This window comes from Aliiroseovarius sp. F47248L (genome assembly GCF_023016085.1).
Classification (GTDB): domain Bacteria; phylum Pseudomonadota; class Alphaproteobacteria; order Rhodobacterales; family Rhodobacteraceae; genus Aliiroseovarius.
Window position 1 is genome coordinate 1,392,188 of the sequence record NZ_JALKBF010000001.1, and the last position, 17,610, is coordinate 1,409,797.

At 58.1% G+C, this 17,610-nt stretch carries 17 protein-coding genes; 9 read left to right on the forward strand and 8 right to left on the reverse strand.

Annotation, left to right across the window (positions count from 1 at the left end; genetic code table 11):
* Position 1 precedes the first annotated feature (1 nt).
* A complete protein-coding gene (locus MWU51_RS06950) occupies positions 2-1,084 on the reverse strand; it encodes an ATP-binding protein (RefSeq protein ID WP_247035866.1) in 1,083 nt (360 codons plus the stop codon).
* Positions 1,081-2,061, reverse strand: a complete 981-nt coding sequence (gene dusB / locus MWU51_RS06955) for a tRNA dihydrouridine synthase DusB (protein ID WP_247035867.1) — start codon at positions 2,059-2,061, stop codon at positions 1,081-1,083. Before dusB ends, MWU51_RS06950 begins: the two co-directional genes overlap by 4 nt.
* A gap of 166 nt (positions 2,062-2,227) precedes the next feature.
* On the opposite strand from dusB, the gene MWU51_RS06960 reads away from it, so the two are divergent.
* The 4 genes from MWU51_RS06960 to MWU51_RS06975 all read left to right on the forward strand — a co-directional run bounded on the left by MWU51_RS06960 (position 2,228) and on the right by MWU51_RS06975 (position 5,717).
* Positions 2,228-3,373 carry a bifunctional 2-C-methyl-D-erythritol 4-phosphate cytidylyltransferase/2-C-methyl-D-erythritol 2,4-cyclodiphosphate synthase gene (locus tag MWU51_RS06960; protein ID WP_247035868.1) on the forward strand — a complete coding sequence of 382 codons (1,146 nt, stop codon included), beginning with the start codon at positions 2,228-2,230 and terminating at the stop codon, positions 3,371-3,373.
* A 4-nt stretch (positions 3,374-3,377) separates the two neighbouring features.
* Positions 3,378-3,878, forward strand: a complete 501-nt coding sequence (locus MWU51_RS06965) for a phosphatidylglycerophosphatase A (protein ID WP_247035869.1) — start codon at positions 3,378-3,380, stop codon at positions 3,876-3,878.
* Positions 3,879-3,881: 3 nt separating this feature from the next.
* Positions 3,882-4,361: a CinA family protein gene (locus tag MWU51_RS06970; protein WP_247035870.1), complete on the forward strand. Its 480-nt coding sequence runs from the start codon at positions 3,882-3,884 to the stop codon at positions 4,359-4,361.
* A gap of 174 nt (positions 4,362-4,535) precedes the next feature.
* Positions 4,536-5,717 carry an ammonium transporter gene (locus MWU51_RS06975; RefSeq protein WP_247035871.1) on the forward strand — a complete coding sequence of 394 codons (1,182 nt, stop codon included), beginning with the start codon at positions 4,536-4,538 and terminating at the stop codon, positions 5,715-5,717.
* A 54-nt stretch (positions 5,718-5,771) separates the two neighbouring features.
* Here MWU51_RS06975 and MWU51_RS06980 read toward each other — a convergent pair whose 3' ends face one another.
* Positions 5,772-7,073 carry an MmgE/PrpD family protein gene (locus MWU51_RS06980; protein ID WP_247035872.1) on the reverse strand — a complete coding sequence of 434 codons (1,302 nt, stop codon included), beginning with the start codon at positions 7,071-7,073 and terminating at the stop codon, positions 5,772-5,774.
* Positions 7,074-7,172: 99 nt separating this feature from the next.
* Here MWU51_RS06980 and MWU51_RS06985 point away from each other — a divergent pair, with 99 nt between their 5' ends.
* The 3 genes from MWU51_RS06985 to MWU51_RS06995 all read left to right on the forward strand — a co-directional run bounded on the left by MWU51_RS06985 (position 7,173) and on the right by MWU51_RS06995 (position 9,431).
* Complete coding sequence (locus MWU51_RS06985; RefSeq protein WP_247035873.1) at positions 7,173-8,447, forward strand: HlyC/CorC family transporter; 1,275 nt, start codon at positions 7,173-7,175, stop codon at positions 8,445-8,447.
* Between the two features lie 94 nt (positions 8,448-8,541).
* Entirely contained in the window at positions 8,542-8,910 is a 369-nt protein-coding gene (locus tag MWU51_RS06990; protein ID WP_247035874.1) for a hypothetical protein, read from the forward strand.
* 80 nt (positions 8,911-8,990) lie between these two features.
* Positions 8,991-9,431: a glycoside hydrolase family 43 C-terminal domain-containing protein gene (locus tag MWU51_RS06995; protein WP_247035875.1), complete on the forward strand. Its 441-nt coding sequence runs from the start codon at positions 8,991-8,993 to the stop codon at positions 9,429-9,431.
* Positions 9,432-9,476: 45 nt separating this feature from the next.
* Here the strand turns inward: MWU51_RS06995 and MWU51_RS07000 are convergent, their stop codons facing one another.
* The gene (locus MWU51_RS07000; RefSeq protein WP_247035876.1) at positions 9,477-11,033 is read right to left on the reverse strand and encodes a helicase HerA-like domain-containing protein; all 1,557 of its coding nucleotides are present in this window, start codon (positions 11,031-11,033) and stop codon (positions 9,477-9,479) included.
* Between the two features lie 552 nt (positions 11,034-11,585).
* Here MWU51_RS07000 and MWU51_RS07005 point away from each other — a divergent pair.
* Positions 11,586-12,245: an invasion associated locus B family protein gene (locus tag MWU51_RS07005; protein ID WP_247035877.1), complete on the forward strand. Its 660-nt coding sequence runs from the start codon at positions 11,586-11,588 to the stop codon at positions 12,243-12,245.
* Positions 12,246-12,313: 68 nt separating this feature from the next.
* Here the strand turns inward: MWU51_RS07005 and MWU51_RS07010 are convergent, their stop codons facing one another.
* From MWU51_RS07010 to MWU51_RS07025, 4 genes are read right to left on the reverse strand one after another with little or no spacing between them, the layout of a single operon-like run.
* Positions 12,314-13,522: a beta-ketoacyl-[acyl-carrier-protein] synthase family protein gene (locus MWU51_RS07010; RefSeq protein ID WP_247038748.1), complete on the reverse strand. Its 1,209-nt coding sequence runs from the start codon at positions 13,520-13,522 to the stop codon at positions 12,314-12,316.
* Between the two features lie 14 nt (positions 13,523-13,536).
* Entirely contained in the window at positions 13,537-13,803 is a 267-nt protein-coding gene (locus tag MWU51_RS07015) for an acyl carrier protein (protein WP_247035878.1), read from the reverse strand.
* 28 nt (positions 13,804-13,831) lie between these two features.
* Positions 13,832-14,938, reverse strand: coding sequence for a UDP-3-O-(3-hydroxymyristoyl)glucosamine N-acyltransferase (locus tag MWU51_RS07020; RefSeq protein WP_247035879.1), 1,107 nt, complete (start codon positions 14,936-14,938; stop codon positions 13,832-13,834).
* A 55-nt stretch (positions 14,939-14,993) separates the two neighbouring features.
* Positions 14,994-16,562, reverse strand: a complete 1,569-nt coding sequence (locus tag MWU51_RS07025) for a L,D-transpeptidase family protein (protein WP_247038750.1) — start codon at positions 16,560-16,562, stop codon at positions 14,994-14,996.
* Positions 16,563-16,964: 402 nt separating this feature from the next.
* Between MWU51_RS07025 and MWU51_RS07030 the strand changes: the two genes are divergently transcribed.
* Entirely contained in the window at positions 16,965-17,546 is a 582-nt protein-coding gene (locus MWU51_RS07030) for a DUF882 domain-containing protein (protein WP_247035880.1), read from the forward strand.
* Positions 17,547-17,610 lie beyond the last annotated feature (64 nt).

The window sequence follows — 17,610 nt, forward strand, 5'->3', positions numbered from 1 at the left end:
GTCAGCCTCCTTTTCGATGGGGTGCCGGGGCGACCGGCAAGGATATGCGGAACGCGGTGCGTCCGGGGCGGCTGTCGACCGAGATCAAAGCGCCATGATCGGTCAGGATCTTTGACACCAACGCCAGCCCAAGCCCGGTGCCGTTCTCACGCCCTGATACAAATGGATCAAAGACGTGATCGGCGATGTCCGCAGGCAAGCCGGGTCCATTGTCGATCACCTCGACCTGCAAGGGCAAACTGGCTTGCCCACCGTCTGGAAGGTGCAACCGCAATCCTGCTTCATAGTAGGTGCGAATTTCTATTTTCCCTTCACCTTTGCAGGCTTGAGCGGCATTCTTCAACAAGTTCAGAAAAACCTGTTGTATCTGATCGCCGTCTACCCAGACATCCGGCAAAGAGGGATCATACGCCTCGGAGATCACCATACCCGGCGCGAAGCCTATCTGCGTTGTCGCCCGTGCGCGATCCAGTATATCATGAATATTGATCGGCGCGCAGGCCGGAGGACGCAGATCGCCAAACTGCTCAACCTGCTCTAGCAACGCCACGACCCGGCGGCTTTCGGCGACGATCAAATCGGTCAGTTCCTGATCCTCGGACGACAAGGACATCGACAAAAGCTGCGCGGCACCGGTGATCCCGGCCAATGGGTTCTTGATCTCATGGGCCAACATTTCCGCCATGCCAATAGCCTGTCGCGCCGCCACTTGCGAACCTTGCACCCAACCCAGATGCTCGGCCCCACTGCGTGGTTGAAGCAAGATCAGAACATGTGTCTTGTCGCCCCCTGACGTCGTCAACGGAGAGAACTGGAGGTTGACATCCCGCAGATCGCCACCGGGAAGCGTCAATTTGACCCCATCCACATAAAGCGGTCCGCCTGTGCGGCTGATCCGTGCAAGCGCGTCGTCCATATCGACCGACAATTCAAGTTTTGCACCAAGCCGGGCACCGATCAGGCTGCGCTCCGAGATGTTCAAAAACATCTCGCCCGCCCCGTTTAGCCGTTTCACGCGACCGTCGCTGCTCAGCTCAATCGCGGGCACAGGCAATGCCGACCAGAGATGTACGTCGCCGCTCATGCCGCTCGCCGTTCTGACAACATGGCATCGGGTAGCATTGACAAAACGTCGGTCGTGTCTCGATTTGACAATATGCGACGACGCAGCCCGGCATCCGTACCGACCAAGTCCATATACCATCCCAGATGCTTGCGAATGACCCGCGCACCCAGATCGTGGCCGTAGAAATCTAGACTGGCGCGGTAGTGGTCAGCCACCATGTTCGCCAGGGCCAGTCCACACGGTATGGTCGGGGCAGAAGTGCCCCAGATTTCATGCGCGACCTGCGCCAAAAGCCACGGCTGACCGCCGCTGCTGCGCCCAATCATCACGCCATCGGCTCCGCTGTCGGACAGCGCTTGTCGGGCGGTCGCGGTGTCCACAATGTCGCCGTTGGCAATCACCGGGATAGACACTGCGTCTTTCACCGGACGGATCGCGGACCAATTGGCGCGCCCCTTGTAGAACTGACAGCGGGTGCGACCGTGAATGGTGATCATCTGAATGCCGGCCGCCTCGGCCATCCGCGCCAGCGTCGCGGCGTTCAGGCTGTCATCATCCCAGCCAAGACGGGTTTTAAGTGTAACGGGGACCGACACCGCACCGACGATTGCCTCGATCAGTCTGAGTGCGTGATCCAAGTCGCGCATAAGCGCAGAACCGGACATGCCACCGACCACTTTACGCGCAGGGCAGCCCATGTTGATGTCGATGACCTGGGCGCCGTTCTGTTCGACCATGCGCGCGGCCTCTCCGGCCCAATAGACATCGCGCGCAGCCAGTTGAACCGCCGTGTTTGCGTGCCCAAACCCCAGTTCAGCCCGTTCGCGCACACCGGGTTTGGCCTGCACCATCTCCTGACTGGCCACCATTTCCGACACAACAAGCCCGGCACCGAAACTGGCGACGAGGTTACGGAACGGCAAGTCTGTAATACCGGCCATCGGGGCCAGCAAAACCGGGGGATCAATAGTGATATCCTTAACGCGGACTGACATGCCTAATCCTTGTGCAACACGCTTGACGCTGTAAGACGCCTTGCGAAATAGCAACTTCTGACAATATGCGCGAGGATTAGATTCTCATTCTGCCTAATTTTTGTGCAGCTTTTGCGTCCAAAATGGCCCCATTGTCCTTCATTTCGGCACAGCCTAAACAAGAGCCATGGAAATTGCTGCCCTCATCGTTGCCGCCGGGCGCGGCACCCGCGCAGGTGCTGATCTGCCCAAACAGTGGCGCCGGGTCGCGGGCGCGACTGTCGCACAACACAGCGTCGCCGCGTTTCGCGGCCATCCGCGCGTGACGCGGTGCTTGCTTGTGATTCATCCCGACGATGAGGCATTGGCCCGCAAGATCGAAGGGGTCGAACTTGTGCATGGCGGGGCAACGCGCGACGCCAGCGTTCGCGCAGGGCTTGAGGCACTGACCGGACACGCGCCTGATCAGGTGCTAATCCATGACGTGGCCCGCCCCATGGTCAGTGCGGATGTGATCAACGGCGTGATCGACGCACTTGTAACATCGCCGGGTGCGGCCCCTGCCCTGCCCGTCACCGACGCGCTGTGGCATGGTGCGGACGGCGTGGTCACTGGCACCCAATCGCGCGAGGGGCTGTTTCGCGCCCAAACTCCACAAGGGTTTCACTTCGAGCCGATCCTTGCCGCCCACCGCGCCTACACGGGTGGGGCCGCAGATGATGTTGAAGTGGCGCGCATGGCCGGGCTGGACGTTGCCATCACGATGGGCGATGAGAACAATCTGAAGATCACGACGCCGGGCGACTTTGCCCGCGCCGATCGACTGATACGCGACAAGGCAAAGGAACTCGCCATGGATATTCGCATGGGCAACGGATTTGATGTGCACGCATTTGAAGATGGCGACCACGTCATTCTGTGCGGTGTGCGCATCCCGCATGACCGCGCGCTCAAGGGGCACTCGGATGCGGATGTGGGGATGCATGCGTTGACCGACGCGATCTATGGCGCACTGGCCGAGGGCGACATTGGACAGCATTTTCCACCCTCTGATCCGCAATGGAAAGGCGCTGAAAGCCATATCTTCTTGCGGCACGCGGTTGAACTGGTGGCTTCGCACGGTTTTCGGCTGTCAAATGCCGATGTGACACTGATTTGCGAGCACCCCAAGATTGGCCCCCACGCAGACGCCATGCGTGCAGAATTGGCAAAGATCATGGGGCTGGACGTTGACCGTGTGTCGGTGAAAGCCACCACGTCGGAACGACTGGGGTTCACCGGACGGTCCGAAGGCATTGCGTCGCTGGCATCAGCTACATTGATCAAGGATTGAGCGGATGCAGAAACCGACCGCCAAGCTGATTGCAACTTTCTTTTATTCCGGGCTGTTGAAACCCGCGCCGGGCACTTGGGGCTCGCTGGCTGCCCTGCCAATGGCTTGGCTCTTGCACTTCATCGGCGGCCCCGTCCTACTGACCGGGGCAACTATCGTCGCCTATTATCTGGGTCTGAAAGCGACCGAGTCCTACACGGCCGGATCCGAGAATCACGACCCCGGCGAGGTGGTGATCGACGAAGTGGTGGGCATGTGGATCACGCTTTTTCCCGTTTCTTTCGGTGCTGTTTTGATGGGCGCGGATATCCTTGCACTTTATCCCGGCTGGATCGTTGGCTTCTTCGCTTTCCGCTTTTTCGACATCACCAAGTTCGGCCCCATTGGCACAGCTGACCAGCGTGGCGATGCAACAGGGGTCATGATGGATGACGTTTATGCTGGCGTTGCGGCAGCGATCACAGTGATCGTTGCTGCCTACGGCGCCCATGCCTTTATGATGTGACCCATGCAAGCCACAGACCTTCTTAGTCTTTGTCGTTCAAAAGGCTTAACAATCGCAACGGCGGAAAGCTGCACCGGCGGCATGGTGGGCGCGTGGTTGACCGAAGTGGCTGGCAGTTCAGATGTGTTTGACCGTGGCTTTATCACCTATTCAAACGCCGCTAAACGCGACATGCTCGGGGTTAAGCAAGCCACGCTTGATACCCATGGCGCGGTGTCTGAACAGGTTGCGTCCGAGATGGCACGAGGCGCGCGAGACCGGTCACAGGCGGATCTTGCTGTATCAATCACCGGAATCGCAGGCCCCGGTGGGTCCGAACACAAGCCCGAAGGTCGCGTTTGCTTTGGGATCGCCACGCCAACCACGTGCCAAACCGAGACAATTGAGTTCGGGGCTGTCGGACGCGCCAATGTGCGCACCGAAGCTGCAATACATGCTTTGGCACTATTGTCGCACGCCGCTTTGGCATTAGGCGACACCTGAACGCCGATACGCACACCGCCCGTTTTGCAAACAAACCCGCTGTTGTTTCGACCAATAAATAGGCGCGGCGAGTTTTCGCCTGCCTTTTCCCGGCAGATTGGTCGAACGCTATCCCGCCCGCATCCATGTTGCGCCACAAAACGCAGCACGAAAGATTCACCTAAGGAGGGGATTATGAACGGGGCAGATACTGCTTGGATCATCGTGGCGACGGCACTTGTGCTGTTCATGTCGCTGCCGGGGCTTGCACTTTTCTATGGCGGACTTGTGCGTGCACGCAACGTGCTCAGCGTCTTTATGCATGTCTATGCCATCGCTTGTTTGATGAGCGTTCTTTGGCTGGCCTTTGGCTATACCATCGCATTTGGCGACGCGACGCATGGCTGGTTTGGACGTCTGGACAAGGCCTTCCTGTCCGGCGTTTCAGCTGACAGCCTGTCAGGCACCCTGCCCGAAGTTCTGTTCTTCGCCTTCCAGATGACGTTTGCGATCATCACCCCCGCGCTGATCGTCGGCGCTTATGTCGAGCGGATCGGCTTTGGGTTTGTCATGACCTTCTCGGGCTTATGGATGCTTCTGTGCTATGCGCCAGTTGTGCATTGGATTTGGGGCGGTGGCGCGCTGGCTGATGGGGGTATCTTCGGCGAAATGGGCACGCGTGATTTCGCGGGCGGCATTGTCGTGCATGAAACCGCCGCTATTGCCGCACTGATCGTCGCCATCTTGCTTGGGCCGCGCAAACACCGCACCACGCCTCCGCATGCTCCTTGGATGGTGTTCATGGGGGCTGGCATGCTGTGGGTTGGATGGTTCGGCTTTAACGGCGGATCACAACTGGCGGCGGATGGCGGCGCGGCCATGGCGATCACCGTCACCCATATTTCGGCTGCCGCTGCATCGCTATCGTGGGCTGTATGGGAGCGGATCAAATACGGCAAAGCCAGCCTTGTAGGCATTGTCACAGGCACCATCGCTGGCCTGGCGTCGATTACGCCAGCGTCCGGTTTCGTCGGTCCTGTCGCGGCACTGATCATCGGGGCCGTTGCCGGTATCCTTTGTCAGGAAGCAGTAAACTTCATCCGCAACAAGCTGAACATCGACGATACGCTGGACGTGTTCGCTGTGCATGGTGTGGGCGGTATCCTTGGCACGATCATGATTGCCGCTTTCGGTCAGGGAAGCTGGATCGCACAATTTGGTGCGCTGGCAATTGTCGGAGTGTTCACCGCAATCATGACTGTTGTCCTGGTCAAGTTGGTCGGGTTGGTTCTGCCCCTGCGCGTCGATCTTGAGACCGAAACGAACGGGCTTGATCTGGCAGCACACGGCGAACGCGCTTATGATATCATGTCCTAACGCCGCCGCATGAGCCCGAACCGAGAGCGGCGGGTCATGACCCGCCGTTTCTTTTTACGCGGACCGTAGCAGCGCACATAGCTTTGGCACATCCGGAAGCGATCCGACCGCGTCGATCAGCGACGCAGCCCGCACCCCCAACAACGCCTCGCACTTGGTTTCTAATTTTTCACGCCGATCCTCGATGGTCATCGCGTGGTTTAAATTATGCTCAGTGGTGAAGGCGGCACCGGACAGTAACGTCACCTCGACGCGAGATGCCGTTTCGGCGATGTTATCGTCCGCCACCACATGAACACGCGAAGCCAATGCGGACAGAAACGCATCGCGCGCAATATCGTCCGAGAAACTGTCCAGTGCAGATGTCTCGACACCTGACAATGCCATCGCGGCACAATGGGCCAGTGAGAATTTGACCTCCAGCCCGGTTTTGGGGTGTGGAATGTTGCACACGCTCATCCAACGGGGATGGGTCCATACTTGCACCTCGGCCACTTCGGGTGCGGCGCAGTCGATCAGGGCCAAGGCCTCCAGTAAGGCGTGGATGCCGTGACAGCAGGCGTGAAATTTATGGCTGATGGACAGAATATCCCAGTGCTGTCCAAGACTGTCAAACGCGGTGTCATCGGCTTGCGCCGCATGGGTGGGACCAAAGCCTTGCGGCCCCTCGATTCCGTCCCGTGTTGAAATGAATCCAGCCTTTGCGGCCCGCGCGACTTCGACCCCTGTCTGGGCGGCAAGACCGGCGTGATAGGGCTTGCCCATCGTACCAAACTGGCTTTTCAACCCAGATGCACGCGTAGCGCACAGACCCAAAGCCTGAGCCATCTGGTGCGCACTCAGCGCCAGCAATCGCCCTGCAGCCAGCGTCGCCCCGAACGCGCCCGCTGTCGCGGTTTGATGAAACCCTGTTTGGTAATGGTTACGTCCCAACCAACGCCCCATGCGGATTGAGCCTTCGACACCGACCAGAGCAGCATCCAGCAAATCAGCCCCCGGTGCGTCAATCCATTCTGCAACCGCCAACGCCGCCGGCACCACCGCCACCGAGGGATGGCCGATATGGGCGAAATGAGTGTCATCATAGTCCAGCGCATGTGACGTGGTTCCATTGACCATCGCCGCCGCCCGCACTGGCAGTTTCCGGGTCAGCCCAGCAACACTGGCCTGCGCACCCCCGCCATCATCCACCGCCATTTCGCGCATGATCCGCGCAACAGGTTCGCCAATTCCGGCAATGGTGACGCTGGCCCAGTCCAGCAACGACAAGGCCATCACCTCGCGCGCGTCATGACCTGCATTGCCCTTGACCGACCCAACACCGAAGCGGGTGAGGTCTTCCACGACCGTGCCCATCTGCACCCCTTTCCAGCCTATCCCTTGCCCATCCCTTGAAAGCATACGCGTTGACCTACATAACACTAACAGGAAATTTGAAAGGCAATCAGGAACATCATGGACACCGGTTTTTGGATCAGCAGCGGCGCGATTGCGGCTTTGCTTGTATTGTCTGCCTTCTTCTCTGGATCAGAAACGGCGCTGACAGCAGCATCACGCGGCAAACTTCGCTCGCGTGCAGATCGAGGCGATCGGGGATCGCAACGCGCCCTGACAATTACCGAGGATAACGAGCGCCTGATCGGATCGGTTCTGTTGGGCAACAACCTGGTGAACATCCTTGCAACCTCGCTTGCAACGGCGCTGTTTACACGCTTGTTTGGTGACAGCGGGGTGGCGATGGCGACCCTTGTCATGACCCTGTTGGTTCTGATTTTCGCCGAAGTCCTGCCGAAAACCTATGCCATCACAATGCCCGAAAATGCCGCCGCCAAAGCGTCCGGGCCGATCTCGATCGTGATCATGCTTTTTTCCCCCATTGTGGCAGCAGTGCGCGTCATCACACGCGGCCTGTTGAGCCTTTTCGGCGTGAAAACCGACCCCGACAGCCAAATTCTGGCGGTGCGTGAAGAAATCATGGGCGCCATTGCGCTGGGCCATTCGGAAGGCGCCGTGGAAAAAGAGGATCGCGACCGTCTGCTGGGCGCACTAGATCTGGGCGACCGCGCGGTCGAGGAAATCATGCTTCATCGCAGCCAGATTGAGATGATCGATGCTTCGGCTCCGGCCATTGAGGTGTTGGAACAGATTCTGGCATCACGCCACACCCGCCTGCCCGTATTCCGCGACGAGCCTGAGAACATCATTGGTGTGATCCACGCCAAAGATCTGAGCCGCGCGATGTATATGGCGCAGGCTGAGGGCAAGCCCATCGAGGATTTTGACGTCCTGCAAGTGGCGATGAAACCCTATTTCATTCCCGAAACGACCACCCTAGATGACCAGATGCGCCAGTTCCTGCGTCGTCACACTCATTTTGCGCTAGTCGTGGATGAATACGGATCGCTGGAAGGATTGATCACGCTTGAGGACATTCTCGAAGAGATCGTGGGCGAAATCACCGACGAGTTCGACGTTCAAACCGAACCGGAGATCAAGCGCATCGCCGATGGAAACTATCTTGTCGATGGCGCTGTAACGATCCGGGACATCAACCGGGCCATTGACTGGAACCTGCCGGATGACGAAGCCAACACCATCGCCGGACTGGTAATTCATGAGGCCCAGATGATCCCCAATGAAGGGCAGGTCTTTTCCTTCCACGGCTTTCGGTTCGAGGTCGTGAAGCGTGATGGCAACCGTGTCGCGATGTTGAAAATCCGGCCGTTGTGATGGTGATGCGCGGCTATGTCGCTGGTGTGCCCCTTGCGGCCCACGACCCGATGATGGCTAGCTGGGGCATCAACACAGCCGAATGGAGCCAACCATGATCAAGCGCCCCTTTTTACCCCGCACCCTTGTGACCGCAATCTGCGCATCCGTCGTGCTTGCACCCGTCGCTATGGCAGACAGCGACCCGCAGGACCCGCTTTTCCAAGCGCTGGCTGGAAAGTCTTTTGTCGGCGAGACAGGGCTGGCGATTAAACTGGAAAAGGATGGCACGATCAGCGGTGGCAGTGACGCAATGCAGTTCGGCGGCACATGGTCGGTCGAGGACGGCAAATACTGCCGCACCCTGACAGACCCTACGCCCGAACCCATGCGGTCAAGCGGTTGTCTGGATGTCCAGATCAACGGCGACCAAGCGACCCTGACCAGCGAAGACGGGACGGTTCGGACCTATACCTTGAAGTAAATCAAAGGGTTGCGCCTGACGCATGCCCTAGGAATATCCATTCCACGGGGCAGGAGACGTGCCGATCAGAGCAAGCCGTATTGCACCCTGATTTTGAACAGAACCCAAAATATGGTATGATTGTTTCTTTACAATCACTGAAAATTTCAGGGGGATATTCCATGACCTACGTTCTTATCAAACCAGTTTTGGTCGCAGTATTGCTGACGGGTTGCCAAATGGGCAATCAACAATCCACTTCTGAAGCAACGATGCAGCAAACTGAAACCGGGTCGCTTTCCACCTTGTTGTCCGGCAGAACACTGACCAACAAAGACGCAGATGTAACCTTGCATGCCGACGGGCGGCTCAGCGGCAGTGGCGGAGTCGACGGCACATGGGAAGTCCGCGATGGCAAATATTGCCGGACGATCAGCAAGCCCGACAAATGGAAAGGCACGGAATGCCAAGTCGTGACAACGGCGGGTGATCAGATCACATTTACCAGCCCAAGCGGTCGGACGAGCACCTGGACGATGTAAGGTGCCAAAAGGCCACGCGCCGCGATTTTACCTGTCGCAGCGCTCCTATCGCCCTTTGAACAACGACCCGAAAATGCCGCGCACGATGCGTTTGCCGGTGGTGCCTTTCAACTCTTTGACCACGACGTTCAGAACGGCTTCGCCGAACCCCTCGTCAGAAGACTTGCGGGACCGTCGCCGTGACGCTGGCTTGTCGTCCTCGGTGCCGGTGTATCGACGCCCGCTGTTGAACTCGCGCAAAGTCAAGGTTTCGCCCGCGCGGGCTTCGCGCCGCTCGGCCTCTTCCGCTTCTTTTGCGGCGTCGGCGGCGCGTTTGGTCAGCATCTCATAGGCGCTGTCGCGGTCTTTCAAGGTCTCATATTTTCCGGCAATGGGCGACGCATCAATCAGCGCTTTGCGTTCGCCCGCATCAATCGGTCCAAGTTGCGAACTGGGTGGACGGATCAAAGTGCGTTCGACAACGCCCGGCGCCCCCTTTGCCTCTAGGAACGAGGTGACGGCCTCGCCGACACCAACCTCGCGGATCGCGTCTTCGGTCGAGAAACGAGGGTTGTCTCGATAGGTTTCGGCGGCTTGTTTCAGTTCCTTTCGGTCACGGCCTGTAAACGCGCGCAGGGCGTGCTGAATACGGTTGCCCAGCTGACCCAGAATATCCTCGGGCACGTCGGCCGGATTTTGAGTGATGAAATAGACCCCTACGCCTTTCGAACGTATCAGCCGTGCGACCTGTTCGACCTTATCGACCAACGCCTTGGGCGCGTCGTCGAACAGCAGATGTGCTTCGTCAAAGAAGAACACCATCTTGGGTTTGTCAGGGTCGCCCACCTCGGGCAGTTCTTCGAACAGTTCGGACAAGAGCCACAGAAGGAACGTGGCATAGAGGCGCGGCGCACCCATCAGCTTGTCAGCGGCCAGGATCGAAATGCGTCCGCGTCCGTCCAGATCGGTGCGGATCATGTCGGCCAAGTCCAGCGCCGGTTCACCAAACAGCTTGTAGCCGCCCTGGTTTTCCAGGACCAGAAGCGCGCGCTGGATCGCCCCCACCGAACTGGTCGAGACATTGCCGTATCGCAGCGACAACTCCTTGGCGTTTTCACCCACCCAAACCAGCAGGGCTTGCAGGTCTTTCAGGTCCAGAAGTGGCAAGCCCTGTTCATCTGACACCCGGAATGCAATGTTCAGCACGCCTTCCTGGGCGTCCGTCAGCTCCAGCAGGCGGGACAATAGAAGTGGGCCCATTTCTGTCACGGTGGTGCGGATAGGATGACCCTGTTCGCCATAGAGATCCCAGAACGTGACCGGAAAAGCTCCGTAGGCGTACTCTTCAAAGCCAATCTTCTGGGCGCGGCTTGTAAAGGCCTCATGCAGCTTGAACCCCGCCGATCCGGCCTTTGCCAGCCCCGACAGATCGCCTTTCACATCAGATAGAAACACCGGCACGCCCTGGGCGGCGAAACTTTCCGCAAGAATCTGCAGGGTGACGGTTTTCCCGGTGCCAGTAGCCCCGGCGATCAAGCCATGCCGATTGGCATATTTCAGCAAAAGCCCCTGCTTGATGGCATAGTCTTCACCCCCGCCACCAACGAAAATCGCACCGTCCATATACTCGCCTCCCCAAGGGCCAAAAACACTTTCCCGAACAATACAAAATTAACCGATTTGCGCCATAGTGGATTCACGCTGGCAATTGTAGATTGTCGGGGTTGACATCCTCCCTGTCAGACTGGCCTCGCCTTCGGGCGGGGCATTTTTCTTAACAAGGTGAACTAATTAGCTGTCGAGCGTAGAAAATTCTATGTGTCGTCAGAAACCGACATTTTGCTTGAAAAACGCGTCGCAAAAAACCTTGACCCCTGCGACCAAGTGACATAGCGTCTGCCACATAAGCCGGTCAGTCCGGCAGGGAGAGAACAGTTGAGAAGGGTCCGCCAGTCGGGCCCTTTTCTTTTTCCAGCGTCGGAAGACACCACCGTCCAACGGCAAAGACGCTGTGACCCATCGTTGAAATTCGTGAACCCGTTCGGCGATCCTTTGCCCAAATCACAGTATGAGCGAAGGTCTGACAGTCCCATCCGAGGTTTTGCACCTGACACTCGTTTTTGGTCGTGTTATCCACACACCAAATGAGACCCGAAATATTTGTAAGGATCCGATATGAAGGCTGAGCTGATGAAAACGCTGCCACTGGCAGCCCTTTTGGCGCTGGCGACCCCGGCATTTGCACAGGACACGACCGAGACCCCCACTGAAGAAGCCCCGGCAGCGGAAGCGACAGAAGCCGCACCCGAAGCCACCGCGGAGCAACCACAAGTCGATCTGGGTGAGCCGGTGGACGGCGAACGTCAACCCGGCCAGACCTATATCGAAAAAGTAGTCGGTGACTGGGAACGCAAATGCATCACGCTGCCCGAAGGTCAGGGCGACGATCCGTGCCAGATGTATCAACTTCTAAAAGATGATAAGGGCAATGCGGTTGCCGAAATCTCGCTTGGGCGACTTCCCGATGGTGGTCAGGCAGTTGCCGGGGCGACTGTTGTCGTGCCGCTTGAAACCCTGTTGACCCAACAATTGACCGTTGCGGTCGACGCTGGACAAGGCAAACGCTATCCGTTCCGGTTCTGCGCACAACCCGGTTGCGTCGCCAACATCGGTTTCACCCAAGCCGAAGTCGACGGGTTCAAGCGCGGGGCAAAGGCCACTGTCACTATCGTGCCGGCTGCCGCCCCTGATCAGAAGGTTAATCTGTCCATGTCTCTGAAAGGCTTCACAGATTCATATAACGAGCTGATCGTTCCGGTTCCATCGCAACAATAAGCGAACCAAATTTATGACAAAACGCCGCCTTACTGGGCGGCGTTTTTCATTGCGACACCCTGTTCAGATCACGCCGCGCGCAGTGCCAGAACTGCGTTCAACCCGCCGAAAGCGAAGGCATTAGAAAGCACGGCCTCGACCTTCACGTCGCGCGCCACGTTGGGCACGACGTCCAGCGCACATTCCGGGTCGGGTTCCTCGTATCCGATTGTGGGTGCAATCACCCCATCCCGCAGCGCCATGATGCAGGCCAGAAGCTCGACCGCCCCCGTACCGCCGATCAGATGCCCGTGCATCGACTTGGTGGACGAGATCATCAGGTCATCCGCGTGATGGCCGAACGCGTCCGCAACAGCTGCACATTCCGTCTTGTCGTTGGCGGTGGTGCCCGTGCCGTGGGCGTTCACATAGGCGACATCCTCGGGGTTTAATCCAGCGTCGCGCATCGCCCCGACAATCGCCCGCGATGCGCCCTGTTTTGAGGGCATGACAATGTCGGCCGCGTCCGATGTCATCGAGAATCCCACCACCTCGGCCAAAATCTCGGCCCCACGGGCGCGGGCGTGTTCGTAGTCTTCGAAGACAAACACCGCCGCCCCCTCGCCCTGCACCATGCCGTTGCGATTGGCCGAAAACGGGCGGCAGGCGTCTTTCGACATGACGCGCAGGCCTTCCCACGCCTTGATTCCGCCAAAGCACAGCATCGCCTCGGACCCGCCGGTGATCATTACGTCGGCCATTCCGCCCCGGATCATCTGCATCGCCTGCCCCATCGCGTGGTTCGAGCTGGCACAGGCGGTGGCCACGGTGAAACTTGGTCCCTTCAGGTTCCATTCCATCGACACATGGCTGGCGGCGGCGTTGTTCATCAGCTTGGGCACCACAAAGGGATGGACGCGGTTCTTGCCGTCTTCGTAAACGGTTCGGTAATTCTCATCCAGAGTGTTCATGCCGCCGCCGGACGTGCCAAACACCACGCCGGATCGCGTCGCCAGCTCGCCCGAAAAGGCAAGTCCTGCCTGCCCGATCGCTTCGCGTGCAGCCAGCAGCGTGAACTGCGTGAACCGGTCATACAGCGCGATTTGTTGGCGGTTGAAACTGGTTTCCGGCTCGTACCCCTTGATCTGCGCGCCAATGCGGATGGACAAGCGTTCCACGTCCTGAAACTCCAGATCACTGATGCCACAGCGGCCTTCACGCATTGCTTCAAGTGTTTCTGGCACATTGCGCCCAAGCGCATTGATGGTGCCTTGACCGGTGATCACGACCCGGCGCATGTGACGTGCCACAGTCAAGCAGCCTGCGTGGCAACCAAGCCCTGCACTGCACGGATGATTGCATCGACCGAGGAAATGTCGAATTCCCCTTCGGTCGGGTCATTGGCATTGAACGGCACCGAGACGTCAAAGGCTTCTTCGATGGCAAAGATGCTTTCAACAAGCCCAAGACTGTCGATGCCAAGGTCTTCCAATGACTGGTCCAATGAGATGTCGCCCGGTTCCAACATGGCTTGTTCTGCCAGAATGGCGATCACGCGGTCTTTGATGCTGTCAGACATGACGGTCCCTTTCGCGTTCAGCGGATATCTAGTCCTTGTCCACGAGTTTTGAAACAGTTTTTTGAAGCTCACGTAGCGTCTCGGCCAAACGTGGCAGGCGGCGCAATTCACGGCGAATGGCCATCTCGGTTTCGATCTTCACGGCTGGGCTGCCCAAAACGGCCCGCCCAGCGGGCACGTTGGTATAGATGTTGGTGCCGCCACCCGCGATCACATCATCACCGATGAAGATATTGTCGCTGACCCCGACCTTGCCGCCCAGCACGACACGGTTGCCGATCTTGGCCGATCCGGACACGCCGACATTGCCACACATCATGACATCTTCGCCGACATCAGCGTTGTGACCAACCTGCACTTGGCAGTCGATCTTGGTGCCGCGCCCGATCCGGGTGGCACGGATCGTGCCCCGGTCAATGGTCGAGCTTGCGCCCAGTTCCACATCATCACCGACTTCGACCCCACCCAGTGAATGCACGCGCGCCCAGTGATGACTACCTACCACATTGGCAGCTTTTTCACCCTCGGCCATGCCGCTGCGCAGGCTTTCCACAGCGCTTTCCTTGTCCAGCGTGACATAGGAAAACCCGTCTCCGCCAATGACCGAATTGGATTGGCCAATATAACGATCCCCGATTGTGCACAAATGCGCAATGCGCGCACCGGGATGCAGAACCAGATCATCCCCGATCACTGTGCCATAACCGATAGAGGCATGTGCTGCTACGGTGGCCCGTGCGCCAATGGTGACGTTTGCACCGATCACAGCCAAGGGGCCAATGCTGGCACCGGGACCAATGGTTGCGCTGTCATCAACAACGGCGGTGGGGTGGATACCTTCGGCAATGCCAAGGCCGGGGTCTAGCGCGCGGGTCAGAAGCGGCATTGCAGCCTTGCCCCGGTTCAGACAGATCGCACCGTCCAGACCCAGCGCCTTCCAGTCGGCATCGTCCCATAGCAGAGCCGCACGGGCCTTCCCTTTGACAATTCCGTCTGCGTATTTTGGGTCCATCGCCAGCGCAAGCTGGTCCGGCCCGGCATCCGATGGTTCGGCCGCACCGACAAGAACGATATCGCCATTACCCAGCACCTTTGCCCCCAAAGACTCGGCAATTTCTGAAAGAGTGAACTGCATCTGACCCCCTTGATCCGATGGACCGCAATCAGCGCCACCACCATTGTTCAAGGATTTACCCCTCTACGCTGCCAAGCGCCACCCCGGCATTTTGCAAAGCTTGCCAGATCTTGGCGTCACGACCGTAAATATCACGCCGGTAGTTCATCCGTCCCTTCGCAGGTGCCACGGCTGTACGATAGACCAGATGCACCGGCACAGGGTCGACCAGATCGACCCGCGTCTCGCGCCCCGTGTTCAGAAACTTGTGGAACGTGCCTTCCGGATCAGATGTTTGTTTGGCCAACAACGCATAAGCAAAGTCGAACGGGTCGCTTAGACGGATGCACCCGTGGCTGAACGCCCGTACTTCGCGCCCGAACAAGCTCTTGGAAGGCGTATCATGTAAATAAATGTTGTATTTGTTGGGAAACATGAACTTGACCAGTCCCAGCGCGTTCCGGCTGGAGGGCGGCTGCTTGATCGCAAACGGGAAGGACTTGGCCGAGAAGGCGTTGAAATTCACCGCCGAGCGATTGACAACCCGCCCCCGGCTGTCGATCAGCTTCAGGTGGCTGACCGCGTTGGGGTTGCGCTTGAGCATCGGCAGATACTCTTTCGTTGCGATCGAGCGTGGGACGTTCCAAGTGGGGTTGATCACCATGAACTCCATCACGTCCGAAAACTCCGGGCTGCGCTGGTCGTGGATGTTCTTGCCGATCACCGAGCGTGTGGTGAAGGTGACGCGCCCGCCATCCACGATATTGGCCGTGAAATCCGCCAGGTTGACCCAGATGTGACGCTTGCCGCGCTCAAAATTGGTCCAACGTTCCCGTTCCAGCGCGACAACAATCGATGCCAGACGTTTTTCAGGCGCGGTGTTAATCTCGTCCATTGTGCCCGAACCGGCCACACCATCGGCAGTCAATCCGTGGTCTTGTTGGAACTGCTGCACTGCTATCTGAATGGTCGCGTCATAGGACTGACTGGCCGAGCGGCTTAGGTACCCCATACGGATCAATCTGTTGCGCAGGGCAACAACAGATTGCCCCGCCTGCCCCGGCTTCAACGAGTTGGCGGGAACAGGTTCGCCCCAACCGCCATTGGCAAGCTGGCGATCGAGTCGCAGCTTTTCTTTCATCAGGCGGGCATATTCCGGAGATTTCGGTGGCAACGTCTTCAGATACCCAGCAGGATCTGAGCCAACCAGTTCAGCCAACAGATCCGCCCCGTTTTTACGCGGCACTTTGCGAACGATACCGCTGTCGACTTTTGCAGGCGTTAGAATGCCACTGCTCACACCCTGAGCATAGCTGAGGAACAGCTTTGACAGTTCAACCTCGGCCCGTCCCAGATCGCGCAGGCTGGCAACACTGGTCAAACGGGCTTTCAATTCCGCAATGTTGTAATCCGGCAAGCCGTGATCTCCTGCCGCCGACAGTGCTTTCAACAAGGCCGCACGACGTGCCCGGTCTTGCGCCTGCGTCCCTGTCCAGATGGGTTGATACCCGTTTCCGCGATAGAATTCGGCGACTTCCGCATCGCGCGCCGCGGCTTCCGCGACGGCCTGCGCGAAAGCAGATACCTTCGTTTGCGCGGATATTGGCGCAGATTGAATTGTCAGAAACAGGATCCCCAACAGCATCGAAAAGAAAGTCGTACGGGGGGTGGTACGACGTCGTGGCAGCGCGTTCGTAGTCATAATTCGCCTAATAGTAATATACCTGTGTTTAAATTCAGATAATCCACGATTGCTGGCCATGAGTCCATTCACAAAGACGATTAAAAACGTGTTCCGAACGGGTGTGTCTTGCGCCCCATGCTTTGACGTCTTTTCGCCACGGTTTACCACTATTTCACTGATTTCAGCAAGATTTTGCCGATTTTGCTTGAACACGTTAAGCACTGCAAATCTTTGCTTGGCCCGCGATTCGAGTTGTGCCATAAGATCGGCAAGCCTGGGGAAGAGGCTAAAACACTTGTTAACCTGATTGGACAACGATCCGTTTCAGGCGCAGAAACAGGCAAGCGACGGGACACGCTGGACATGACTATCGACAATTCGGTCGGATCCAAATCCATTCTCACACGCCGTGGATTGCTGGGCGCCTTTGCCGCCACAGCAGTTTCTGCTGCGCCAATGTATGCAAATGCCGCAGGCTTCCTGCGCGGCGGGGGCGATGTTCGCAGGCTCGCCATGTATTCCGGGCGCACCGGTGAAACCATCAACATGATCTACTGGATCGAAGGCAAATATATCAAAGATGCCTTGAAAGAGATCAATCATTTCATGCGCGACTGGCGTACGGATCAGTCGATCAAGATCGACACCCGCACCGTCGACATCATGGCCGCCGCTCACGGACTGCTGGATGTGCGTGAACCTTACATGATGCTATCGGGCTATCGCTCGCCCAAGACCAACGCCATGCTGCGTTCGCGGTCGCGCGGGGTGGCCAAGAATTCGCTTCACATGAAGGGTCAGGCCGCTGACCTGCGTTTGAAGTCGCGTTCGGTGAACCAGATGTTCAAAGCCGCCGTGGCCTGTCAGGGTGGTGGCGTCGGACGATATACTGGTTCAAACTTCGTGCACATGGATTGCGGCGTGGTGCGCTCTTGGGGTCGGTAAGACACCCAAGACCCTGACACATCACACCGATACAAAAAAGGCCCCCAAAACGAGGGCCTTTTTT